Annotated in this window: 21 protein-coding genes and 1 rRNA gene; 16 read left to right on the forward strand and 6 right to left on the reverse strand. The window is 33.4% G+C overall.

All coding sequences use genetic code 11. From position 1 onward, the window contains the following. The 3 genes from BGO27_01910 (at window position 1) to BGO27_01920 (ending at window position 1,530) form a co-directional block, all read left to right on the forward strand. Complete coding sequence (locus BGO27_01910) at window positions 1–723, forward strand: hypothetical protein (GenBank protein OJV14237.1); 723 nt, start codon at window positions 1–3, stop codon at window positions 721–723. A 64-nt stretch (window positions 724–787) separates the two neighbouring features. Beyond that, entirely contained in the window at window positions 788–1,285 is a 498-nt protein-coding gene (locus BGO27_01915; GenBank protein OJV14238.1) for a hypothetical protein, read from the forward strand. Then, window positions 1,285–1,530, forward strand: a complete 246-nt coding sequence (locus BGO27_01920; GenBank protein ID OJV14239.1) for a hypothetical protein — start codon at window positions 1,285–1,287, stop codon at window positions 1,528–1,530. Before BGO27_01915 ends, BGO27_01920 begins: the two co-directional genes overlap by 1 nt. On the opposite strand, the gene BGO27_01925 is transcribed toward BGO27_01920, so the two are convergent. From BGO27_01925 to BGO27_01950, 6 genes are read right to left on the reverse strand one after another with little or no spacing between them, the layout of a single operon-like run. Further along, the gene (locus BGO27_01925; protein ID OJV14240.1) at window positions 1,527–3,485 is read right to left on the reverse strand and encodes a primosomal protein N'; all 1,959 of its coding nucleotides are present in this window, start codon (window positions 3,483–3,485) and stop codon (window positions 1,527–1,529) included. The genes BGO27_01920 and BGO27_01925 overlap by 4 nt on opposite strands. Continuing rightward, window positions 3,482–4,120 (reverse strand): hypothetical protein, encoded by a 639-nt coding sequence (locus BGO27_01930; GenBank protein ID OJV14241.1) that lies wholly within the window; start codon window positions 4,118–4,120, stop codon window positions 3,482–3,484. The genes BGO27_01925 and BGO27_01930 overlap by 4 nt, the downstream gene beginning before the upstream one ends. Continuing rightward, window positions 4,113–5,132 (reverse strand): hypothetical protein, encoded by a 1,020-nt coding sequence (locus BGO27_01935; GenBank protein OJV14242.1) that lies wholly within the window; start codon window positions 5,130–5,132, stop codon window positions 4,113–4,115. Before BGO27_01935 ends, BGO27_01930 begins: the two co-directional genes overlap by 8 nt. Window positions 5,133–5,151: 19 nt before the next feature. Further along, window positions 5,152–5,949, reverse strand: a complete 798-nt coding sequence (locus tag BGO27_01940; protein ID OJV14243.1) for a hypothetical protein — start codon at window positions 5,947–5,949, stop codon at window positions 5,152–5,154. A gap of 39 nt (window positions 5,950–5,988) precedes the next feature. Beyond that, window positions 5,989–7,719 (reverse strand): arginine--tRNA ligase, encoded by a 1,731-nt coding sequence (locus BGO27_01945; GenBank protein ID OJV14244.1) that lies wholly within the window; start codon window positions 7,717–7,719, stop codon window positions 5,989–5,991. Window positions 7,720–7,724: 5 nt separating this feature from the next. Next, window positions 7,725–8,906, reverse strand: a complete 1,182-nt coding sequence (locus tag BGO27_01950) for a hypothetical protein (GenBank protein OJV14245.1) — start codon at window positions 8,904–8,906, stop codon at window positions 7,725–7,727. 59 nt (window positions 8,907–8,965) lie between these two features. Between BGO27_01950 and BGO27_01955 the strand changes: the two genes are divergently transcribed. The 13 genes from BGO27_01955 to BGO27_02015 form a co-directional block, all read left to right on the forward strand. After that, window positions 8,966–9,295 carry a heme biosynthesis protein HemY gene (locus BGO27_01955; protein ID OJV14246.1) on the forward strand — a complete coding sequence of 110 codons (330 nt, stop codon included), beginning with the start codon at window positions 8,966–8,968 and terminating at the stop codon, window positions 9,293–9,295. Next, complete coding sequence (locus BGO27_01960) at window positions 9,288–10,025, forward strand: hypothetical protein (protein OJV14247.1); 738 nt, start codon at window positions 9,288–9,290, stop codon at window positions 10,023–10,025. The genes BGO27_01955 and BGO27_01960 overlap by 8 nt, the downstream gene beginning before the upstream one ends. Further along, entirely contained in the window at window positions 10,000–10,719 is a 720-nt protein-coding gene (locus tag BGO27_01965) for a hypothetical protein (protein ID OJV14248.1), read from the forward strand. Before BGO27_01960 ends, BGO27_01965 begins: the two co-directional genes overlap by 26 nt. A 131-nt stretch (window positions 10,720–10,850) precedes the next feature. After that, window positions 10,851–12,110 (forward strand): hypothetical protein, encoded by a 1,260-nt coding sequence (locus tag BGO27_01970; protein OJV14249.1) that lies wholly within the window; start codon window positions 10,851–10,853, stop codon window positions 12,108–12,110. Then, window positions 12,111–12,656: a hypothetical protein gene (locus tag BGO27_01975; GenBank protein OJV14250.1), complete on the forward strand. Its 546-nt coding sequence runs from the start codon at window positions 12,111–12,113 to the stop codon at window positions 12,654–12,656. It abuts the gene before it with no gap. Beyond that, window positions 12,619–13,755: a lipid-A-disaccharide synthase gene (locus BGO27_01980; protein OJV14251.1), complete on the forward strand. Its 1,137-nt coding sequence runs from the start codon at window positions 12,619–12,621 to the stop codon at window positions 13,753–13,755. Before BGO27_01975 ends, BGO27_01980 begins: the two co-directional genes overlap by 38 nt. Then, the gene (locus tag BGO27_01985; protein ID OJV14252.1) at window positions 13,752–14,165 is read left to right on the forward strand and encodes a hypothetical protein; all 414 of its coding nucleotides are present in this window, start codon (window positions 13,752–13,754) and stop codon (window positions 14,163–14,165) included. The genes BGO27_01980 and BGO27_01985 overlap by 4 nt, the downstream gene beginning before the upstream one ends. Before the next feature lie 11 nt (window positions 14,166–14,176). After that, window positions 14,177–14,533, forward strand: coding sequence for a hypothetical protein (locus BGO27_01990; protein OJV14257.1), 357 nt, complete (start codon window positions 14,177–14,179; stop codon window positions 14,531–14,533). Between the two features lies 1 nt (window position 14,534). Further along, a complete protein-coding gene (locus tag BGO27_01995; protein ID OJV14253.1) occupies window positions 14,535–15,902 on the forward strand; it encodes a hypothetical protein in 1,368 nt (455 codons plus the stop codon). Next, window positions 15,903–17,279, forward strand: a complete 1,377-nt coding sequence (locus BGO27_02000; GenBank protein OJV14254.1) for a hypothetical protein — start codon at window positions 15,903–15,905, stop codon at window positions 17,277–17,279. Next, a complete protein-coding gene (locus BGO27_02005) occupies window positions 17,267–18,445 on the forward strand; it encodes a hypothetical protein (GenBank protein OJV14255.1) in 1,179 nt (392 codons plus the stop codon). The genes BGO27_02000 and BGO27_02005 overlap by 13 nt, the downstream gene beginning before the upstream one ends. A gap of 76 nt (window positions 18,446–18,521) precedes the next feature. Then, the gene (locus tag BGO27_02010; protein OJV14256.1) at window positions 18,522–20,042 is read left to right on the forward strand and encodes an AAA family ATPase; all 1,521 of its coding nucleotides are present in this window, start codon (window positions 18,522–18,524) and stop codon (window positions 20,040–20,042) included. Between the two features lie 237 nt (window positions 20,043–20,279). Beyond that, a 16S ribosomal RNA gene (locus tag BGO27_02015) occupies window positions 20,280–20,568 on the forward strand; the annotation flags it as partial.

Consider the following 20,568-nt stretch of genomic DNA (forward strand, 5'->3'; position numbering starts at 1 on the left):
ATGCCTCAGCTTACAGTTATTGGATACCCTCTAGAATTTACTTTATCGCCCAAAATCCATAATATATGGTTAAATAAGTATAAACTTCCCTGTAAATATTTGCAATCTTCTTTAAATGATGAGCAATTTTTAGATTTTATAGAGACAAAAAAATTTGCAGATTATTTAGGATTTAATGTAACAATTCCATACAAAGAAAAAATATTAAAATATTTAGACTATGCTTCACAAGAAGTTATAAAAACTGGGGCATGTAATACAGTACATATTAAAAATGGTAAATTGTACGGCTATAATACTGATTATATAGCAACGCGTAATAAACTTAAAGGTATTAAAGTAAATAACTGTTTAGTGGTTGGGGCAGGTGGGTATGCAAAAGCCGCAATAGAAGCGCTTTGTGATGAAATACCAGCTTGCAATATTGATCTTTGTAATAGGTCAATAAAGACCATTACTAATGCTAATTACATTGGTAACATAAACAATGTAGCTAAAGTATATGATTTAATAATAATAGCTATTCCAAGGTCAGATACTTATTATCAAATAATTGAAAAATTTCAGGATACTAAGGTTATAGATGCAACTTATGCTCATGAAGATATTCTGACTAAGAATGTTTTATTAAGTGGCAAAGAGTTGTTAATTGAGCAAGCCAGATATGCATTTGAAATATGGTTTAATATACTCCCTGAAAAACTTGATTTAGCTTTATTGTAAAATTTTTCTTGATAAATTTAATTTTTTATATACTTTGACAAAAGTCTAAATATAAAAACCACTTATGATAAAAAAACTCGAGCTAAAACATTTTATATTAATAGGCTTATTCGTATTTTGCATACCAATAGCATTTTATGGCATTTCTTTAATCCACACGCAATATGAAAAATTTCTAAACCGTCCTTTATCGTATCATGAAGTTTTGGGTGGGCATACCATTGCAAGGCATATTGATATAAGTGATGAAAATATGATTGATAGATTTAAAAATGAAATAACCCCAAAAGCTGTTTCAAAATTTTATAATATGAAAATTGCGGAACAATCTATTAAAAAAGTTATAGAAGATAATAAAGAAGATGTAGGAGAATTTTTATCATCTCATCAGGAATATTTTTTGCTAAGCGGTATATATAAACAGGATGTTGGGTATGGTACAACTTATAAAGCTTATCTTACTAATACAAAAGGCTTTATTCATACTAAAAGTTTGATTATAGTACTAAAAAGATATAAAGGAACCGTATTTATATTAACAGCCTATCCGGAGATCCGTTAATGAATAAAACATTTCAAATTGAATTTCCTATGCTTTCCCAAGTATTAATTTCTTTTCATGATAATAGTTTGTATCTGCCTAAATCTCAAAACGAAAAATACCAGCTTGATATTGAATATCAGAAATTTTGTCAGGATTTCAATAAAGATATAGTTGAAAACATGTCTAATCTCTATTTTCCAGACGAAAACACAGCTAAAGACTGGCTTTCATTTATGGTGAAAAAACTAACAGAAAAAGCTTAACTAAAACTATAGGGGTCGACGTCTATTTTTATGCGGGTTTGACCCTTATTAAATGGATCTAGCCATTTGGCTATAATATAATTTGTCTTCATCAGATTTTTTTGCACTTTTACTAAATATCTATACCTAAACTTATTACGAACTTTAAACATAGGTGCTTCGCTTGGTCCTAGTACTTCAAAATCACTATTATGCGGTATAGATATAGTAATTTGTTTTAGTAAGGATTTGAGCCTGTCTAAATTAGTATCCGATACAACAATTCCTATCTGGCTGGTATAGGGCGGTAAATGAAAGTGTTTGCGTTCTTCAAGCTCTTCCAAAATAAACTGCTCTAGATTCTGGTTTTTAATAGCTTCAATGATCTTGCTATCGGGGTAATATGTTTGAATAAACACACGTCCTATGCCTTCTTCACGACCTGCGCGACCTGCTACCTGGTTAATTAGCTGGTAAGCGCGCTCATTCGCCCTTATATCCATTCCTGCAGCTGACATATCAGCATCTATAATGCCTACAAGCTCTAGGTTAGGGAAGTGGAGGCCCTTAGATATCATCTGCGTACCAATTATAATATCTATCTGATTTTCTTTAATTTCATCAATGAGCTTTTCATATTCTTTACCTGAATCGGCTGTATCTTTAGATATAACAAGAATTTTGCCGCTAGTGAAATTCGAGACTTCTTCATAAATTCGTTCAACGCCAGTACCGCAATCAGCAAAAGAGTCTACGCTATGGCAAGATGGGCATTCTACTGGGATATTTTGCTCATAGTCACAGTGGTGGCATTTAAGCTTATTATTTTTACGGTGCTTTACCATCCATGAAGAACAATCAGGGCAGCTGAATCTAAATCCGCATTCCCTGCATAAAACAAGCGGAGCATAACCTCTGCGGTTAAGAAATAACATAACCTGCTTGCCTTTTCTTAAGGTAGCTAATATTTCCTCACGAAGCCTGTCACTGATAAAACATTTGTTCTTATTAAGCTTCATATCGATAATATTTATTTCAGGCATAGAAACATTATGAAATCTCTCAAGTAATACAACTTTCTGATATTTGCCATGAGCAACATTATAAACTGTTTCAATAGAAGGGGTTGCGCTTGCAAGAATTATCCCAGATTTTTCAATATGAGTGCGGAGTACCGCCATATCTCTTGCATTGTATGTAACGCCCCCATCACTTTGCTTATAAGACTGATCATGTTCTTCATCTATAATAATTAGTGAGAGGTTTTTATAAGGAAGATATAATGCGCTTCTAGCCCCTACAATGAGTTTTGCGGATCCTGAAATAATAGAGTGAATTGCAATTTGTCTTTTTTTATCAGATACTTGGGAGTGCCACACAACGGGATCACATCCAAAAATATTTTTAATGCGGTCAATAATTTGGGTGGTAAGGCAAATTTCAGGTAGCATTATAAGAACCTGAGCATCTGGCTCTTTTAGTATATTATAGGCAGCACTACTATAAACTTCTGTTTTTCCTGAGCCTGTAACACCTTGTAAAAGCGTAGGTATATTGTTCTGAATATTAATAACAATCTGCTCTTTTACTTCATGCTGTTTAGCGCTTAGCTTAATATTTTGAAAGTGGAATGTTTGTGTATCTATTGGCTTATAATTTAACGTTTTGGATTTTATATTCCCTATAGCAAGCTTTAGCATTTCTCCTTTAGGAGCAATATAATAATCCGCAGATAATTTTAGAAACTTATCAAAATTAGATGAGATTTTGAAATTACCAATTGTGCCGATAATAGTTTTTAATTTTGAGGTGTCTACCTCAGCATAATTAAAATCCTGAATATACCCAGTAAGCACTTGATTTCTGAATGGTACTTCTACCATATCAAAAATTTCTAAATGTAGTTCTTCTGGTATTATATAATCTAATATACCGTTATTAAAACTAACAGGTACCAGAACTTTAGCTATTTTCACAATTCAGATATTATTTGTTTAAGTTTATCGTGATGGTTTACAACAAGCTTTGCTTTTTTTTCTAAATGGTCATCATTATCACCAAAAAATACTGGGAAGCAATTTGTATTATATGCGCAGTCAACATCTACGTGAGAGTCCCCGATAAACCAAACTTCCTGGCTTGGCTCAATATTGCTACCGTCTAATGCTAAATATACTGGATCAGGAAAGGGTTTATCTCTTTTAGCATCTAAAGAGCCGATAACTTTATTAAATAACTTTGTCATATCCAGGCTATCGGTTTCATGTCTTAGAATTGCGCCAGTTTTATTAGAAACAACCGCAGTATATATACCTTCATTTTGCAAATGTGCTAAAAGTTCACGTGCGCCGTCAAATATAGGATAAAGATCATGTGAAAAAGCATTATAATTACGGCGATAGGCAAGCATTGCCTCTTCTAGTCTGTCACGACCAAATAACTCAGGGAAACTATCGCGCATTGATTTTGCAACGCGAAGCTTTGTTTCTTCAAATGACCAAGGAATTAGACCAAAATCCTCAAATGTTTTATGTAGGGCTTTATAAATAACAGGCCATGTATCGGCAATTGTATTATCCCAATCAAAAAGTACGGCTTTAGGTTTATGCATAAGAGTTTACTATTTCTAAATATTCAGCAAGAGCTGTGTCATATGTTAAGTTAGAATTTATTTCTTCAATACTGTTATTAATATAGTGCAGTTTAGCTTCCAAACCTTTGTTAATTGGGCTTGCAAACATATAGGCTTCTAGCATTTCGTCTTTTTTGCCATTACAGTGCAATAACAAATCACATCCAGCTTTAATTGAAGCTTCAGCGTTTTGTGCGATACTTCCCTGCAAAGCTTTCATAGATAAATCATCTGTAATAATAACGTGCTTAAAGCCAATATTATTGCGAATATATTCAATGCCTGCTTTAGAGGTGGTGATAGGATTTTTATCATCAATAGCGGTGAAAATTACGTGTGCAGTCATTGCCATGCCAGTATCCGCTAAGTTTGTAAATACTTTAAAATCAGTTGATTCTAGTTCAGATAAAGGAGTGTCTACTATCGGAAGTTCTAAATGGCTATCAGCCATGGCTCTGCCGTGACCAGGAATATGCTTTACGCACGGTATACAGCCACCTGCTAAAATACCGTTATACCAGTATTTTGCCATTAAAGCTACGTCTTCAGGGTTTGACCCTAAACTTCTGTCACCTATAACTTTATCAGCAAAATCATAATATAAGTCACAAACAGGTGCAAATACTCCGTTTATGCCAAACTCATTTTTAAGTTCATGACCAATTAAATAAGCATTGTCATAAATAGCTTTAAGACCTGCATCTTTATCTTTATAAAAAATATCTGAGAAAGTTTTAGGGGCTAAAAGTTTGCGAGTAAATAAAGGTTCTTTTATCCTTGTTACTCTTCCGCCTTCCTGATCAATGAAGATATTAATGTCAGGGTTTATAGAATGAATAGATTTTGTAAGGGCTTTAAGTTGTTCTTTTGTATCGACATTACGAGCAAACAAAATCACGCCATATGGATTTTTATGAGTAAAAAGATCTTTTTCAAAGTCCGTAAGCTCTTTTCCTTCAATTCCTACAACAATGTTATAAATATCTGACATGTCATACCTCCAAGTATTGCTACCTTGCTAAAAAGCAGCTTTGATTGCATGCCTGTAGTTTCTGACATACAAGTCTTGCTTCACTTTCAGATTTATATGGTCCTGTTTGTAATCTGTAGAAAATACCCTTTGATCCTAGATCTTTCCTTTCAATATGGTAGCTATCACCAATTACATTAGAATGTTTCTTATAAAGCTTGCTCCATGTAGAGGTTGCATCTGCTTCATTTTTAAATGAACCAACCTGTACGTATACACCTTTTTTCTTAGAAGCGAGTTTTTGTTTAATTTCTTTTTCTTTTTTTCTAAGGTCTTCTTTAGGAGCTTTTTTCTGAACAATATTTACAGATTCCTTTTCTTCCTTAAACTCAGGAGTTTTAGTTTCTGTAATGGTTTTTTTCTCTTCTACAACAACCTCGGATCTTTCAATAGTTTGATTTTCATCAAACATTTTAGGCTCTTCAGGAGCTGGAATAATTTTATCATGTTTTGCAGGTTTATCGTGTCCTGATGTGCTTAAATTATCGTAAATAGATTTGTCCATATCAGGAACGTTCATTCCCCCTGGATCTTCAGGCATGACTTTGGTAACGCTATTTTCAGCATGAATTACTTCAAGTTCATCTACTGATTTGATTGTGTTATTAATTTTATAAACATACCACCCAAGTGCTACAAAAGAAAACGTTGCAACCAAAATAAAAATAAAGGTTACTGCATTTCTTTTTGGCTTAGAAGATTCGCTAAAATACTCTTCCGATAAATCCATATTTGGTTTTGTTTCATTTGTAATAATAGGTTCTTTCTTATTGTCCATTTAACCCTCTGGCAAAACTAAATTCTTAAACTTGCAAAACTACATTTCTTCAACTGGTAAAACATTGCATACTTCTAAACAGGATGCAATAACATTTGCTATACAGTCAATCATTATAAGACGAGCTGCAGTTAATTGCGAATTATTTTTTTGTATGAACTTAAGGTTTTCGTTATCTCTACCTTTTGCCCAGAAAGTATGCAGGCTATTTGCAAGTTCTTCTGCATAAAAAACAACCCTGTGTGGTTCATTATGAATAGATGCCTGTTCTAGAATTCTTGGGAAAAGCATAAGAGTTTTGATAATTTCCATATCTTCCTGAGACTCAAGATTATTAAGTACAGAAAAATCTTTATTTAAATAAAGATTATATGCATCGGGGCTATCATTTTTTGCCTGACGAAGCACAGATTTACATCTTGCATGAGCGTACTGAATATAAAATACAGGATTATCTTTAGATTGTTCTTTAGCAACTTTTAAATCGAAGTTTATGGTAATATCGTTTTTTCTGGTAAGCATCATAAGTCTTACAACGTCTCCACCAACCTCATCGATAACATCGCCTACTGTTACAAAAGTGCCGGCTCTTTTTGACATTTTCACAACTTCGCCGCCGTTTAAGAAATTTACAAGCTGGCAAATTCTTACGTCGCATTCTACTTTATTATCGCTAAGAGCAGATACTATACTTTTTAATCTTTTTACATAGCCTGCGTGGTCTGCGCCGAGTACGTAAACTAGCTTTGTATAACCACGTTCTAACTTATGAACTGTATAGCCAATGTCGCCTGCAAAGTATGCATATGTGCCGTCTGATTTTTTAACAACCCTGTCCATATCATCGCCAAAAGCGGTAGATTTAAAAATAAGTTGTTCTTTTTCTTCCCAGTCTTCAACTGCCATACCTTTTGGTTTTTCTAAAGTGCCGTAATAAACAAGACCTTTCTCTTCAAGTAAATTAATACCTTTTTCGATATATCCTGTTTTTTGAAGCTCATATTCTGAAACGAATATGTCGTGTTTAATAGCAAGTCTTGCTAAGTCATCCTTAATTAGTTCTAACATATTATCTACTACAAAAAATCTGATTTCCTGAATAGGATTTTCCATAGTTTTTAAGCTATTTCCATATTTCTCAGCAAGCTTTTTGCCTGTTTGAATTAGGTAATCTCCTGGATAGCAGCCTTCAGGAATTGTAACTGACTCCCCCAGTGCTTCTAAGTAACGGTAATAGGCTGATTCTGCAAGTACATCAATTTGTTTGCCTGCATCGTTTACGTAATATTCTTTAGTAACGTCATAACCTGCTTTTTTGAGTACGTTTACTAAGGTATCGCCAAAGCATGCGCCTCTTGCATGACCTATATGCATAGGTCCTGTTGGGTTTGCAGAAACATATTCTACGTTAATCTTTTCATTGTTGCCAATATTAGAGCTGCCGTATTCGTTGCCTAATGTAAGAATAGTTTCAAGAATTTTATGTAAGCTAGAAGTTTTTAAAAACACGTTTATAAATCCTGCACCTTCAACTGACACTGATTCTACGTATTCTAAAGCCTTAATATGCTCTACGTATTTTTCAGATAATGCGCGCGGATTAGTACCGTTTTGTTTGGCTGATACAATAGCTATATTAGTTGACAGGTCACCAAATTTTGCATCTTTTGGTCGCTCTACAGCAAATGCCTCATGGGTGAGGATATTTTCATTTTTTAATTTATTTGCTATTTGATCTAAATCGTTCTTAAAAATTCCGTAAATATTCATAATTATCAAAGATTTTGTTTTTCCAGGTTGAATAAAAGCGAATGCTCTTTTATGGCAAATGAATCTGTCATGCCAGCAATATAGTCGCAAATGACCACTGCTTTTTCTTTTTCGCTGTCACCTGTTATAAAGCTACTCCAATAATTTGGCAAGCAATTTGGGCTTTCCATAAAGTAATCAAATAAGTGTCCGATGACTAGCTCGGCTTTCTTGGTCATGCGGTTAACTTTATGATGTTTATATACTTTTTCTCTTAAAAAAGTGCGCAATCCATTGATTTTATTTGTCATGTCGCTTGAGAAGTCTGCAACAAGTTTGTCGGCATTTCTAATATCCTCTGATGACTCTACTCCAATGATCTCTATATTCCTAGTGGTGCTTGCTATAACGTCATAAATCATATCTTTAAGAACACATCTTATAGTTTCTGCCATTAGTATCTCTATCTTTAAATCTTTGTATTTGCTGGAAATATTGTTAAAGGCTGGCTTAATAAGTTCAAGTTCTACAACCTCCTCAAAGCTGATAAGTCCTGCTCTGACGCCATCTTCTATGTCATGGGCATTGTAAGCAATATCATCTGAAACTGCTGCAATTTGTGCTTCTAAAGAAGAGAATTTATTAAGCTCCAGATCATGCTTTTTGTTATATTCAACAAGATATTCGTGTATAGGCTTGTCTTTTTTAGCGTGTTTTCCTAAAAGCGGACCATTGTGTTTAGCTATTCCTTCTATGCTTTCCCAAGAAAGATTGAGACCCGGGAATTCAGCGTAGCTTTCCTCAAGCTGGGTTAGAATTTTGATTGCCTGTGCGTTATGATCAAAACCGCCAAAACCTTCCATTTTAGCATTTAAAACATTTTCACCTGCATGTCCAAAAGGCGGGTGACCCATATCATGCGCAAGTGCTAAGGCTTCGGCAAGGTCAAAATCTAAAGCTAAAGCTCTGGAAATAGATCTGGCAACCTGCGCAACTTCTATAGTATGGGTAAGACGGGTACGGTAATGGTCGCCAACGCCATTGATAAATACCTGAGTTTTATGCTTTAATCTTCTAAAAGGTTTGGAATGTAGTATGCGATCGCGATCACGCTGGAAAGGTGTACGAAAATCACTTGAGACATTTTCTTGATAAAGTCTGCCTTTTGATTTAGTATAATCACATTTGAGGTGTTCAAAATTAGTCATAATTCGATCACTCTATTTAAAAATTTAACAATATCAAATATTTACATTTATTTTAGTCTATGACAACAATTTCCTTAACAGAAGCAGCAGCAAACAGGATAAATTCTCTAGTTGCAAAAGAAAATGGCAAAGCACAAGGTTTAAGAATAACCGTAGAAGGCGGCGGATGCTCAGGTTTTCAATATAAATATGATATGACTGAGGAAATTAAGTCAGATGATTTAGTTGTAGAGAAAAACGGCGCAAAATTAATAATAGATAGTATGTCGCTGGAACTCATGCAAGATTCAAGCATCGATTTTATAGATAACCTTACGGAATCAAGGTTTGATATTAAAAACCCTAACTCAAGTAGCAACTGTGGATGCGGTAATTCATTCAATGTTTAAAAGACCCAAAGTAGCAATAACATCTGATTATTTAGAAAAAAGTGAGTATTCGGCATTTCCACATTTTATACTCCGTGAAAATTATTTGGAAGCAGTTTATAAAAGTGGTGGGGAGCCTTTTTTACTAAACTACTTTCTAAACCCAGATGATATTTTTAAAGAATTTGATGCTATTTTAATACCAGGTGGAAATTTTGATATTAGCCCGGAGTTTTATGGCGAGGCTGTTAAAAGTGATACGGTGAGCCTAAACTCGAAACGTACCGATTTTGAAAGTAAACTGCTTAAAAATGTAATGAACTCAAAAATGCCAGTACTTGGAATCTGCGGTGGGGAGCAACTTATTAACGTGCTATATAGCGGAACTTTAATTCAGCATATTCCTGATGAAATTGAAAACTGCTTAGAGCATGAGCAAAAAACACCTAAAAATGAGCCTTCCCATGAAGTAAAAGTGGTAGAAGGTACAAAACTACACCAAATTACTGGAAAAACCAGTTTTATGGTAAATTCAACTCATCATCAGGCAGTAAAAAATGTGGGGCAAAATATAATTGCTTCAAGTTATGCTCCCGATGGAGTTATAGAGTCAATCGAACACACGTCACACCCATTTATGATAGGGGTAGAGTGGCATCCAGAATATTTAACAACAGACGAAGATAAAAAAATCTTCGATCATTTTATACAAGAAGCTGAAAAATATGGAAAAACTAGAAAGAATAGCTAAGGTCATCGCAGCAAATGGAATTTGTTCAAGGCGCGATGCGGAGAAGCTTATAGAAGAGAAAAAAGTATACTGCAACGGTACGCTAGTTGAGCATCCTAGCCTTAAGGTTAGTAGCAACGACAAAATCTTTGTGGACGGCAAATTTGTTGAACCTCGTAAAGATGACGGAATATGGATATATTATAAACCGCGCGGTGTTGTAACAACTCATAAAGACCCAGAAGGAAGGCCAACAGTATTTGAGCTTTTACCAAAGAATTTACCAAGAGTGATTTCAGTTGGCAGGCTTGATATCAATTCAGAAGGGCTTTTAATACTTACAAATAATCCCGCAATTGCTGAATATTTTGAATCACCTAAGAATGCTATAACCCGTACTTATAAGGTCAGAGTTTTTGGTAAATTTAATGATGATAAATTCCATAAAATTGAAAAAGGAATAACTATTGACAATTTTAAGTATAAACCTATAAGTTACGAGCTTATCAGCTTAACCCCGAATAACACCTGGGTTAGACTTAAATTACGTGAAGGTAAAAACCGTGAGATTCGTAATATTATGGAGCATTTCGGTCTTAAAGTTGCAAGGCTAATCAGAGAAGAATATGGTCAGTTTAGTTTAGGTGACTTAAAGCCCGGAAAGCTTTATAAAGTAAGTCGGGCAGTAGTAAATGAGGTGTTAAGTTGTTTATAACTAAGTCTTTTAAATTTGATTATGCGTTTTTTAGGAGCTTGTGTAGCAGTTTCTACACGTCGTTCCTTATTCCTATACTCAAATTAAAATCCTTTAGTTATAAGGAAATAATTTTAATAATAGGTTTTATTATGTCTACAGAAAAACAATCCTTAGCCGAAGTGGCAGAGCAAACTCAACCTAATAAAGGTGTTCACAGGCTCGCAATGGAAAATAAGGATATTCCTTTTCCAGGGAAGCCTGTAATTAATACAGTGGATAATCGCTTATTTTTTGCTTACCCATTTGCTAAAATAGATACTAGTGCAGCAGGATGGGTCATGTACACAGGTGAAGATGGTAATACTTATGTAATTGTATCTCGTAATACAGTTGGGATAAATGAGTGGATGGTAAGTACTGCTGGTTTTATTAACGCTCATCCTCAAGGTTATGCAGCTTCTAAAAATGAGCCATTTGTTTATAAGCAAGAAGGTAAGGAAATAGTAATTGATTATACCCTTGCAGAGCTTACAGCGGCTATGAAAGAGATTTATGATGAGCTTGTTAAAGAAAATAATGGTCGATACGATAATATCGTTTTAGATGCGCGCACCGTTAGAGCAAAATTATCTAAGAAAGGTATAAATGTACCTAAAGACATAGATATAGATTATACGGAAACATTGTTAAGGGAAGCTCATGAAGAATTAGGTATTGAACTTACTAAAGAAAATTTTCCTAAAATGCGTATGATTCAATTGCCATTAAATAATACCATATCATTTTCAAGTGGGTTAGGAAATCGCGCGGGCAATATATGTCCAACATTTGCAATACATTTAGGAAAATTATCTAAAGAACAAGAGCCTAAGTTGAAAATTGGTTCCAAGCTTTCTGATGCTAAGATTGTAGCGCTTAAGGATATTGTTTTGATGCCTAGAAAAGAAATGGAAAATGGACAAGAGCAAGACTCGCAGTACTTAACAACAGCATTTTACAAAGGTGAAGTGATAGTAAGAGAAGGTCAAAACCTCAAAAGAACTGGTGAGGAAAAGCTTTTGCCAATTACTGTGCATGGCAGACATACTCTAGAGCAAGCTGTTAGAGGATTTGAAAATTTAACTGTTCAAAAATACACAACAAGAATGTTACCAGGAAATATAGAAGTTAAAGCGGAAGATATTAACCAGTTATTTGGTCAAATAAAGGGTATTGAAAAAGTGTCTGAAAAAGATGCAATTTACCCATTAATGATCCAATCTAATAACGATAAAAATAATGGCTTTAGAACATTTATTGGCGAGGACAATGCTGGTAGAGTACCTACAGTTAAGAAGCTTGCTAAATGTTTCAGAGGCGGCGCTGAAGTTAGCGTAGAAGATGCAAATCAATGTTTGATGAAGAAATAAATGCGCGTAATTTCTGGAAAACTTAAAGGAAAGAAGCTAGATGCCGGAGCCCCATCACTGGGGCTTAGGCCTACTAAGTCTGATGCTAAGGAGGCATTGTTTTCTATTATAAATTCCCGATATAGCGAAACTTTAGAAGATGCAAATGTGCTCGATTTATGTTCTGGAAGCGGGGCAATTGGGCTTGAATTTATTTCGAGAGGCGCAAACTCAGTAACTTTTGTTGATAAAGATCATTTAGATATAATTCGTAAAAACGTAAAGCACTGTAATGTAGAAAGTCAAACAAGACTTGTAAACTGGAACGTTCTTGACTTGCCCCTAGCAAGAAAGCCATATGATTTTATATTTTTTGACCCACCATATGATAATAATATATATGAAGGCGTGCAAAAAGAATTATTAGAAAAGAACTATTTATCTGATAAAACTGTACTTATCATTGAATCATATACAAAAATCGATTATCAAGTATTAGATGAATTTGAAGTAGAGCTGGTTAAAAATTATGGAGTTTGCAGGTTCACATTCCTTAAAACCAAATAAAAAAATTTATGTTATTTGCGGTGAGAACTCCGGTGATAACATCTTAAGTCTTATTGTAGAAAGGCTTCAAGCAGAGTATGCTGGCTGTGAAATAAGAGGCGTAACGGGTCCAAAGCTTGAAAAGCTGAATGTCAAATCACTCTTTTCAATATATAAAATCGCCGTAATGGGTTTTTTTGAAGTTTTGCCTAAAATTTTCGAAATTTTAAAGCTTATAAAATTTACAGCAAATGATATAGCAAAATTTAACCCAGATCTTATTATTACTGTTGATAGTCCTGATTTTTGTTTTAGGGTTATAAAAAACGTTCGTACAAATTACCCAGATTTAAAAGCAAAAATTGTGCATATTGTAGCGCCTTCCGTTTGGGCATACCGTGAGAATAGAGCTGAAAAAGTTGCTAAACTTTATGACCATCTATTATGTTTTTTGCCCTTTGAGCCACCTTATTTTACAAAGCATGGTATGAAGGCTGATTTTATAGGTCATCCTATTGTTGAAAACTTACTAAAATACAAACAAAACCATGTACGTGATAAAAATATATTGCTTGCAATGCCAGGAAGTAGGCTGGGTGAAGTTAAAAGACACTGGCAAGTATTCATAAGAGTATTTAAAAAACTTAAAAAAGATAATCCTGACTTAAAAATAAAGGTTCCTATACCTGAAAGACTCAAAGAATATTTAGAAAAAAATACTCCAAAAAATTTGGATATAAAATTTGTTATAAATGAGCAAGAGAAGTTTGATTTATATAATAAAGCAGGGCTTGGGATAATAAAATCAGGTACATCTGCTTTAGAAGCCGCTGTATTTAATTGTCCTATGGTGGTTGTTTATAAAGTTAATAAACTGACGGCTTTTTTAGCTAAGAGAATGTTAAAGATTAAAACATTCACATTAATCAATATTGTAGCAGATCAAGATATAATTAAAGAGCTAATTCAGGAGAATTTTACAGCAGATAATTTATATAAAGAAGCAGTAAATATTTTAAATTCCGACAAAATTATTGATTATTCAGAATATATCAATAAACTTAAAACCGATAATAGCTCTATTGAAAACGCTATGAACATATTCAGGGGGTATTTATGAGCGATGACGTTATAGTTAGGGTAATAGCAAAAATAACCATTCCTATTATCTTTATATTTGGTTTGTATATATTTATGCATGGATCAGTTGCGCCAGGCGGAGCATTCCAGGCAGGGGCAATTTTTGCATCGGCAATTATTATTTATTGTTTAACTAATGGAACTGATAGCTTACTCACAATTGTTTCAATAAAAACATTAGAAAAATTAATTGTTATGGGCGTTTCAATATACGCATTTATTGGCTTTGCATGTATCTTTAAAGGCGGTAAATTTTTAGAATATAAAGTATTATTTGAAGATCCTTACCAAGGGCAATCATTAGGTATTATAGGAATTGAAGTTGGCGTAGCACTTACTGTGACTACTGTTATAACATATATATATTTATTATTCGTGAGACAGGATTAATGAAGTTTTTATTGCACAATTTGCCTTATGTTGTAGCTATTGTCATTTTCTGCATTGGGTTATATATGATTATTACAGAAGATTCTGTAATGAAAAAAATTATTGGTCTCACCATATTTCAGTCGTCTATTCTCATATTCTTTATAGCTCTTGGAAAAATCAGATTTGGTATTGTTCCTGTTTCAAAATGTGAAGTAACTCCCTGTGATATAATTTATAGTAACCCGCTGCCTCATGTACTAATGCTTACTGCTATTGTTGTAGGGATTGCCACAATGGCGGTAGCAATATCTTTTTGTATTTTAGTGCAAAAGAAATTTGGTACATTAAACTCAACTGAAATATTAGGAAGAGCGGAAGAAGAATAAAATGGAAAATTATATTATTTATTACTTGCTTTTACTTTTATTTCCAGGGCTTTTGAGTTTCATCATCCCGCTTAAATACTCTAAAATATTAACAAGATTTACATTGCTTGGAAGTATATATTTCCCAGCGATGATGATTTACAATAATGTTCCAGAGGTTAATACATATAATTTCGGTAATTTTGATTATATAAGCGGTATTGAACTAAAGTTCGAGAAACTCCATTTAATATTTTTAATAATTAACTCGATAGTAGCATTTGTAGCTAGTTTTTTTGCCAAAAATTCTTCAGAAATAATATTAACAAATATTGCTTCGTTTGGTTTTATGGGGCTGCTTCTTACAAATGACCTATTTAATGCATATGTATTTATAGAGGTTGCCTCAATATCATGTTATGGTCTTGCATATAATCGTAAAAATGATATTTCATCACTATATGCACTTCAGTATTTATTTATTGCAACAGTTTCAGCCTGTGTATTCCTATTAGGAATAGGCTTTATGTATGCTGCGACTGGAAGCCTAAATATTTATAAAATTGCAGAACTTACTTCAACTGCTCAAAACAGTATGACGATGACATCCGCTATTTTAATCATAATGTCACTCTGCTTTAAAGCAGGCAGCTATCCTGTGTTTTTGTTTTATAAAAAAGTGTATAGAAATACAAGTACAGCAAGTATGTTATATTTATCTAGTATACCTTCGATAACATATATTCTATTTTTATCTAAGCTTTTCAGCTATTTATTTATTACAAATGCATACGATGCTAAGCTTTTAGATGAAGGTGTAATTATTTATTTATCTGTCTCTGCGCTGATTACAGCGTTTGTTGCGCTAGATTCTGATAGATTAATTGATACGCTAATAAGCAGTGGGTTTGTAACTTATTCATATTTAATGATTATTGCAACTAAAGGAAACTCAAATATATTAGCGCCTGTTATAATTTTAGATATGCTTGTAAAAGCCCCATTTATCCTATTTGCGAAAAAAATCGATCAGTTTGTGGGAAGTGATCCTGAAAATTACATCATTAAAGATAAGTTTTCAAAGTTTATAATTATACTCTTTTCTCTTAGTATACTAGGGCTGCCTCTTTCACTTGGTTTTTATAGCAAAGTATTTGTAATACCAACACTACTTTCAGAAAATCTGATTGTGACTGCTCTCTATTTAATAACATCTGTTATGATATTCAGAGGTATTTCAAAGCATCTAGTTTCTTTATTCAGACCTAAGCATTTAGCGCCGAATATAATGATTAGATATTCTGGATTTGAAAAAGCCGCATGGTCATTTTATTCTTTAGCTATGCTGGGCGCAATTATAGCACTCGTTAATATTATGATGAGGTCTTAAGTGGTTTACCTGATTTTCTTACCTCTTATTACATCATTGATCAGTTTAGTTAAAATAAGAGCATTACTGCCACAAAAACTAATGTTGATCATAATGCCATTAATTGGAGCATATTTGTCTTTAAAAATTGATGTGAATCATAGCTTTATGCATCATATTTTTGGGATAAAATATGAACCAATTGGAAGAAGCTTTGCAATATTTTTAAATATTATGTGGCTAATGACCAACCTATATGCCATAGGTTATAAAAAACAAAAGGAATATACGACTAATCAGTTTAAAAAGCTTACTTCTCTGATTAGTTTATCAGTATTTTGGGCGCAAATTGCTGCAATTGCTACTAATTCTGTAATAATAGTGTTTTGTTATGAGATGCTTACTATTACAACGTTCTTTTTAGTGAATTTCGATAAAACACCTGAATCATTTAGAGGAGCGCGTAAGTATTTTAAAATTTTAATGGCATCTTCAATTGGAATGCTTGTACCTTTTATAATATTATTAAACGTTAGTTTAGAAAATGCTGACTTTGCAAAATTAGTAGCAAATAATTATAAATCATTTGTTTTGCTACTTCTTGTGTTTGGCGCATCCAAAAATGCTATTTTCCCTCTTTCTTCCTGGCTAAATGCTGCAATGGTTGCACCTATTCCTGTTAGCGGTTTGCTGCATGCTGTAGCTGTTGTAAATACTGGTATTATTATAGTGCTTAAGTTTTATGTATATATAATAGGTTTTAGCCTGCCGCATGACGTGCTTGGGGATGTAATTAAAATAGCGGCAATAATCACTATATTTTTACCAGCAATACAAACACTTAGGACGGACGATATAAAATCTATTTTGGCATACTCTACAATAAGTCAGCTGGGTATTGTAATGTTTGGTATGCTTACACTTCCTAAAGATAAGTTTTTAGCAGAAATTGTTATATGTCAGTTATTTGCACATGGCATGGCAAAAATAATATTATTCTTTAGTGCTGGTGAATTTTATTATTTACGCAAAACGTATAACCTCAATGATTATCATAATATGATTAAGCAAAACCCTATAATCGTTGCTATATTTATAATAGCTGCATTATCGATTGTTGGAATGCCGCCATTTATCGGGTTTTATACAAAGTCTGCAATGATAATGTCAGAAGTAAATCATGTTAATCAGTTAATACTTATAGCATCATCAGGTGCATCGCTATTATATTTTATTAAAATATTTGGAAAAATCGGTAGCTTTAAATCAGAAGACTTTAAATATGATAAAGTTAAAGTCTTATCTTTCACAAGATTATCGATAGTGTCATGTTTTATTCTATTAATTAGCGTAAGTTACTTTAGCAAAGAAATAGTGGTGTTTTTATGGAACAAATAATAAGTCATATCAATCACTTTATAATTGCACTATTTTTATTATTCGCACAAGGACAGGTAAGCATTAAGCAGCCATTACATTTGGTTCTAAATGTGGTATTATTTATTACAATGATTATTGTATGGAAGTTGCAGCTTTATTCATTTTTTATTATGTATTTAATAATTCTATTGCTTACAGACTATTTTATAATAATGCGGCATTTTAAATATGATGCAATGTTTGGAATGGTAGCAAAAGCAATGTCATTGGTACTAGTTGCCGAACATTACATTGTAAAAGCCGACTATTCTCCGTGGCTTTTATTGCCACTTATTGTAGCAGGTGGATTTTTTCCTTTTCATTCGTCGCAAGAATATAGAAAAGCTGATAACAATATTTTAGCGGGCATAGAATATTATATATTAATATGTGTAGGCATCCTTGCAGATAAGATTAATTTAAAAGCTATTATATTGCCTAATATGCTAAATCATACATTTATTGTAATAGCGCTGCCAATTATTGGTCTTTTAACTACACGTAATACATCTATATTAGTATCTCAGCAGTTAAAAATTTTATATGCCTTATATTTTGTTGATAAATTTCAAATCATGCTACCAAGTCTTGTAGCATGTATGGCAGTTGCTGCAATTTCTCAACGTGAGCATTCAAAAATAATCAATAATCTTTTGTCATTTATAGTTAATATTATGATGATTGTGGCAATTCAGGGTTATGCTAGTAGTGATAATCACTTATTTTATTTAATGCTAGGATATGACTTGATTGTTTTCTTAAAATTTAAATTCTTTAAAAAACCAGACTTTAGTTTTAGAACAGTAGATGCAGTTATATCAGTTCTGGCGATGGTACTAATTATTTATGAGCATTCGTTAAAAATAACGCCAAATTATAAATATATATTATATGTTATAACAGCATCTGCATTATTTAGTTTCGTTACAAGAAAGTTTATTACAAAATATACATTTGATTTTAGTCTAATCAAGCTACTTGATATTACAGAAAAGCATACGCTAAATTTTATAAATAATATAAATACAAATGTTACATATACAGAACTTACTGCAGCTTTAAGAATTGTGAAGTTTCGTGCAGTTTCAAGATCAATATGTTTTATGCTAATAGCTTTATCACTGATGATAATGTGTATTATATAAAATTTTTTGCAGACAAAATATAACTTTTGCGTCATATATTTACCATAATTTTCAATTAATGGGCATGGTAAGTAATATGATGGTAAGGGCAAGGTCTGTGACCTTTAAAGGGGTTGAGCCTGTAGATGTAAATGTAGAAGTACATATTTCAAGTGGTCTTCCTAACATAGTAATAGTAGGTCTTCCTGATAAGACTGTTGCGGAATCTAAGGAAAGAATTAAAGCAGCTCTTACTTCTATTGGTGTTTCACTTCCTCCAAAAAGAATTGTAATCAATTTATCGCCAGCAGACATATATAAAGAAGGTAGCCATTTTGACCTTCCTATTGCCATTGGTATTTTGGGCTGTCTTGGTATTATCCCTAATGAGTATATAAATGAATACCTTATTGCAGGTGAATTATCCTTAGACGGTAATATAAACCAGGTGTCGGGAATACTTCCGATTTCAATGCATGCAGTAAATAATAACCTTGGCGTTATGTGTCCTAAGTTAAATGGTAGCGAAGCAGCATGGGCAGGTGATTTAAAGATAATTGCAGCTGACAATCTGATGTCACTTATTCAGCATACAAAAGGTGAGGCATATTTAGAATATCCTGAAGTACCTAAAGATTATGTTAATGATAACCTTAAAAAATATAATATGTCTGAGATTAAAGGTCATAAAATAGCTAAAAGGGCATTAGAGGTGGCAGCAGCTGGTAGGCACAATGTACTTATGCTAGGTCCTCCAGGTTCAGGAAAATCGATGCTTGCTAAAAGACTTACTACAATATTACCAGGGATGAGTCCAAAAGAAATATTGTCCACAAGTACGGTTCACAGTATAGCAGGATATATATCTGAAGGAAAATTAAGTAATCAAAGACCTTTTAGAGCGCCACATCATTCTTGCTCAATGGCAGCAATGGTTGGAGGCGGTATGGGAAACCGCATTAAGCCTGGGGAAATATCTTTAGCTCATAATGGTGTTTTATTCTTAGATGAGTTTCCTGAATTCTCACGAGTAGTTCTCGATTCAATCAGGCAACCTATTGAAACTAAAGAAGTTTTGATATCTCGAGCGCAATCACATATTACATTTCCTGCAAATTTCCAGCTAATTGCTGCTATGAATCCATGTCATTGTGGGTATTTAGATGATGCTTCCAGAAGCTGCTCTAAGGCACCGCGATGTTCTGACGACTATTTATCTAAAATTTCAGGTCCTATTTTAGACCGTATAGATATATTTATAAATGTTCCAAACCTGTCAGTAAAAGAAATTAACAATGCAAATGAGGAAACTGAAGACAGCGAGACTATTAAAAACAGAGTTATAGCTGCCTGTAACATCCAAAATGAGCGTTATAAAGATGTCCCAATTACATTTAATAACGAATTAGAAGGTGAATATTTAAATGAATATGTTATTTTAGATGCAGAAGGTAAAGATCTTATTGATAATGCAATAGAAAAGATGCGTTTATCTATGAGAGGGTACACAAGAATCCTTAGAACAGCACGAACAATAGCAGATTTGTCTGGAGAGGCTCAAAGCCTAGTAAACAAAAGGTACTTGGCAGAAGCAATAGGGTATAGAGCAGTGCTTTGAAAAAAGAAAAATGAAAAAAAATGCAGAAAAAGTGATTTTTTTTCAAAAAGGTAGTTGACAGTACTGAAATAAGCATGTATAAAACAACCCACAACGAACGAAAACAAATAAACAAAAAATGTTGAAAATGTTGAGCGTTCAGCTGTCTAACAAGTATAAATAAGCATAGGTAGTGGTTTCAATTGTGATAAACAGGAAACTGTTAATTAAATAAAAAGTACAGGATACTTTCAAACAAAACTTGAGAGTTTGATCCTGGCTCAGAGTGAACGCTAGCGGCATGCTTTACACATGCAAGTCGAACGAACTTTTAAACTAGCTTGCTAGTTTAAAAGTTAGTGGCAGACGGGTGAGTAACGCGTGGGAATTTTCCCTATAGTACGGAATAACTGTTGGAAACGACAGCTAATACCGTATATTCTCTGCGGAGGAAAGATTTATCGCTATAGGATAAGCCCGCGTTAGATTAGGTAGTTGGTAGGGTAATGGCCTACCAAGCCGATGATCTATAGCTGGTCTGAGAGGA

The organism is Alphaproteobacteria bacterium 33-17, assembly GCA_001897445.1.
Taxonomy (GTDB): Bacteria; Pseudomonadota; Alphaproteobacteria; order Rickettsiales; family 33-17; genus 33-17.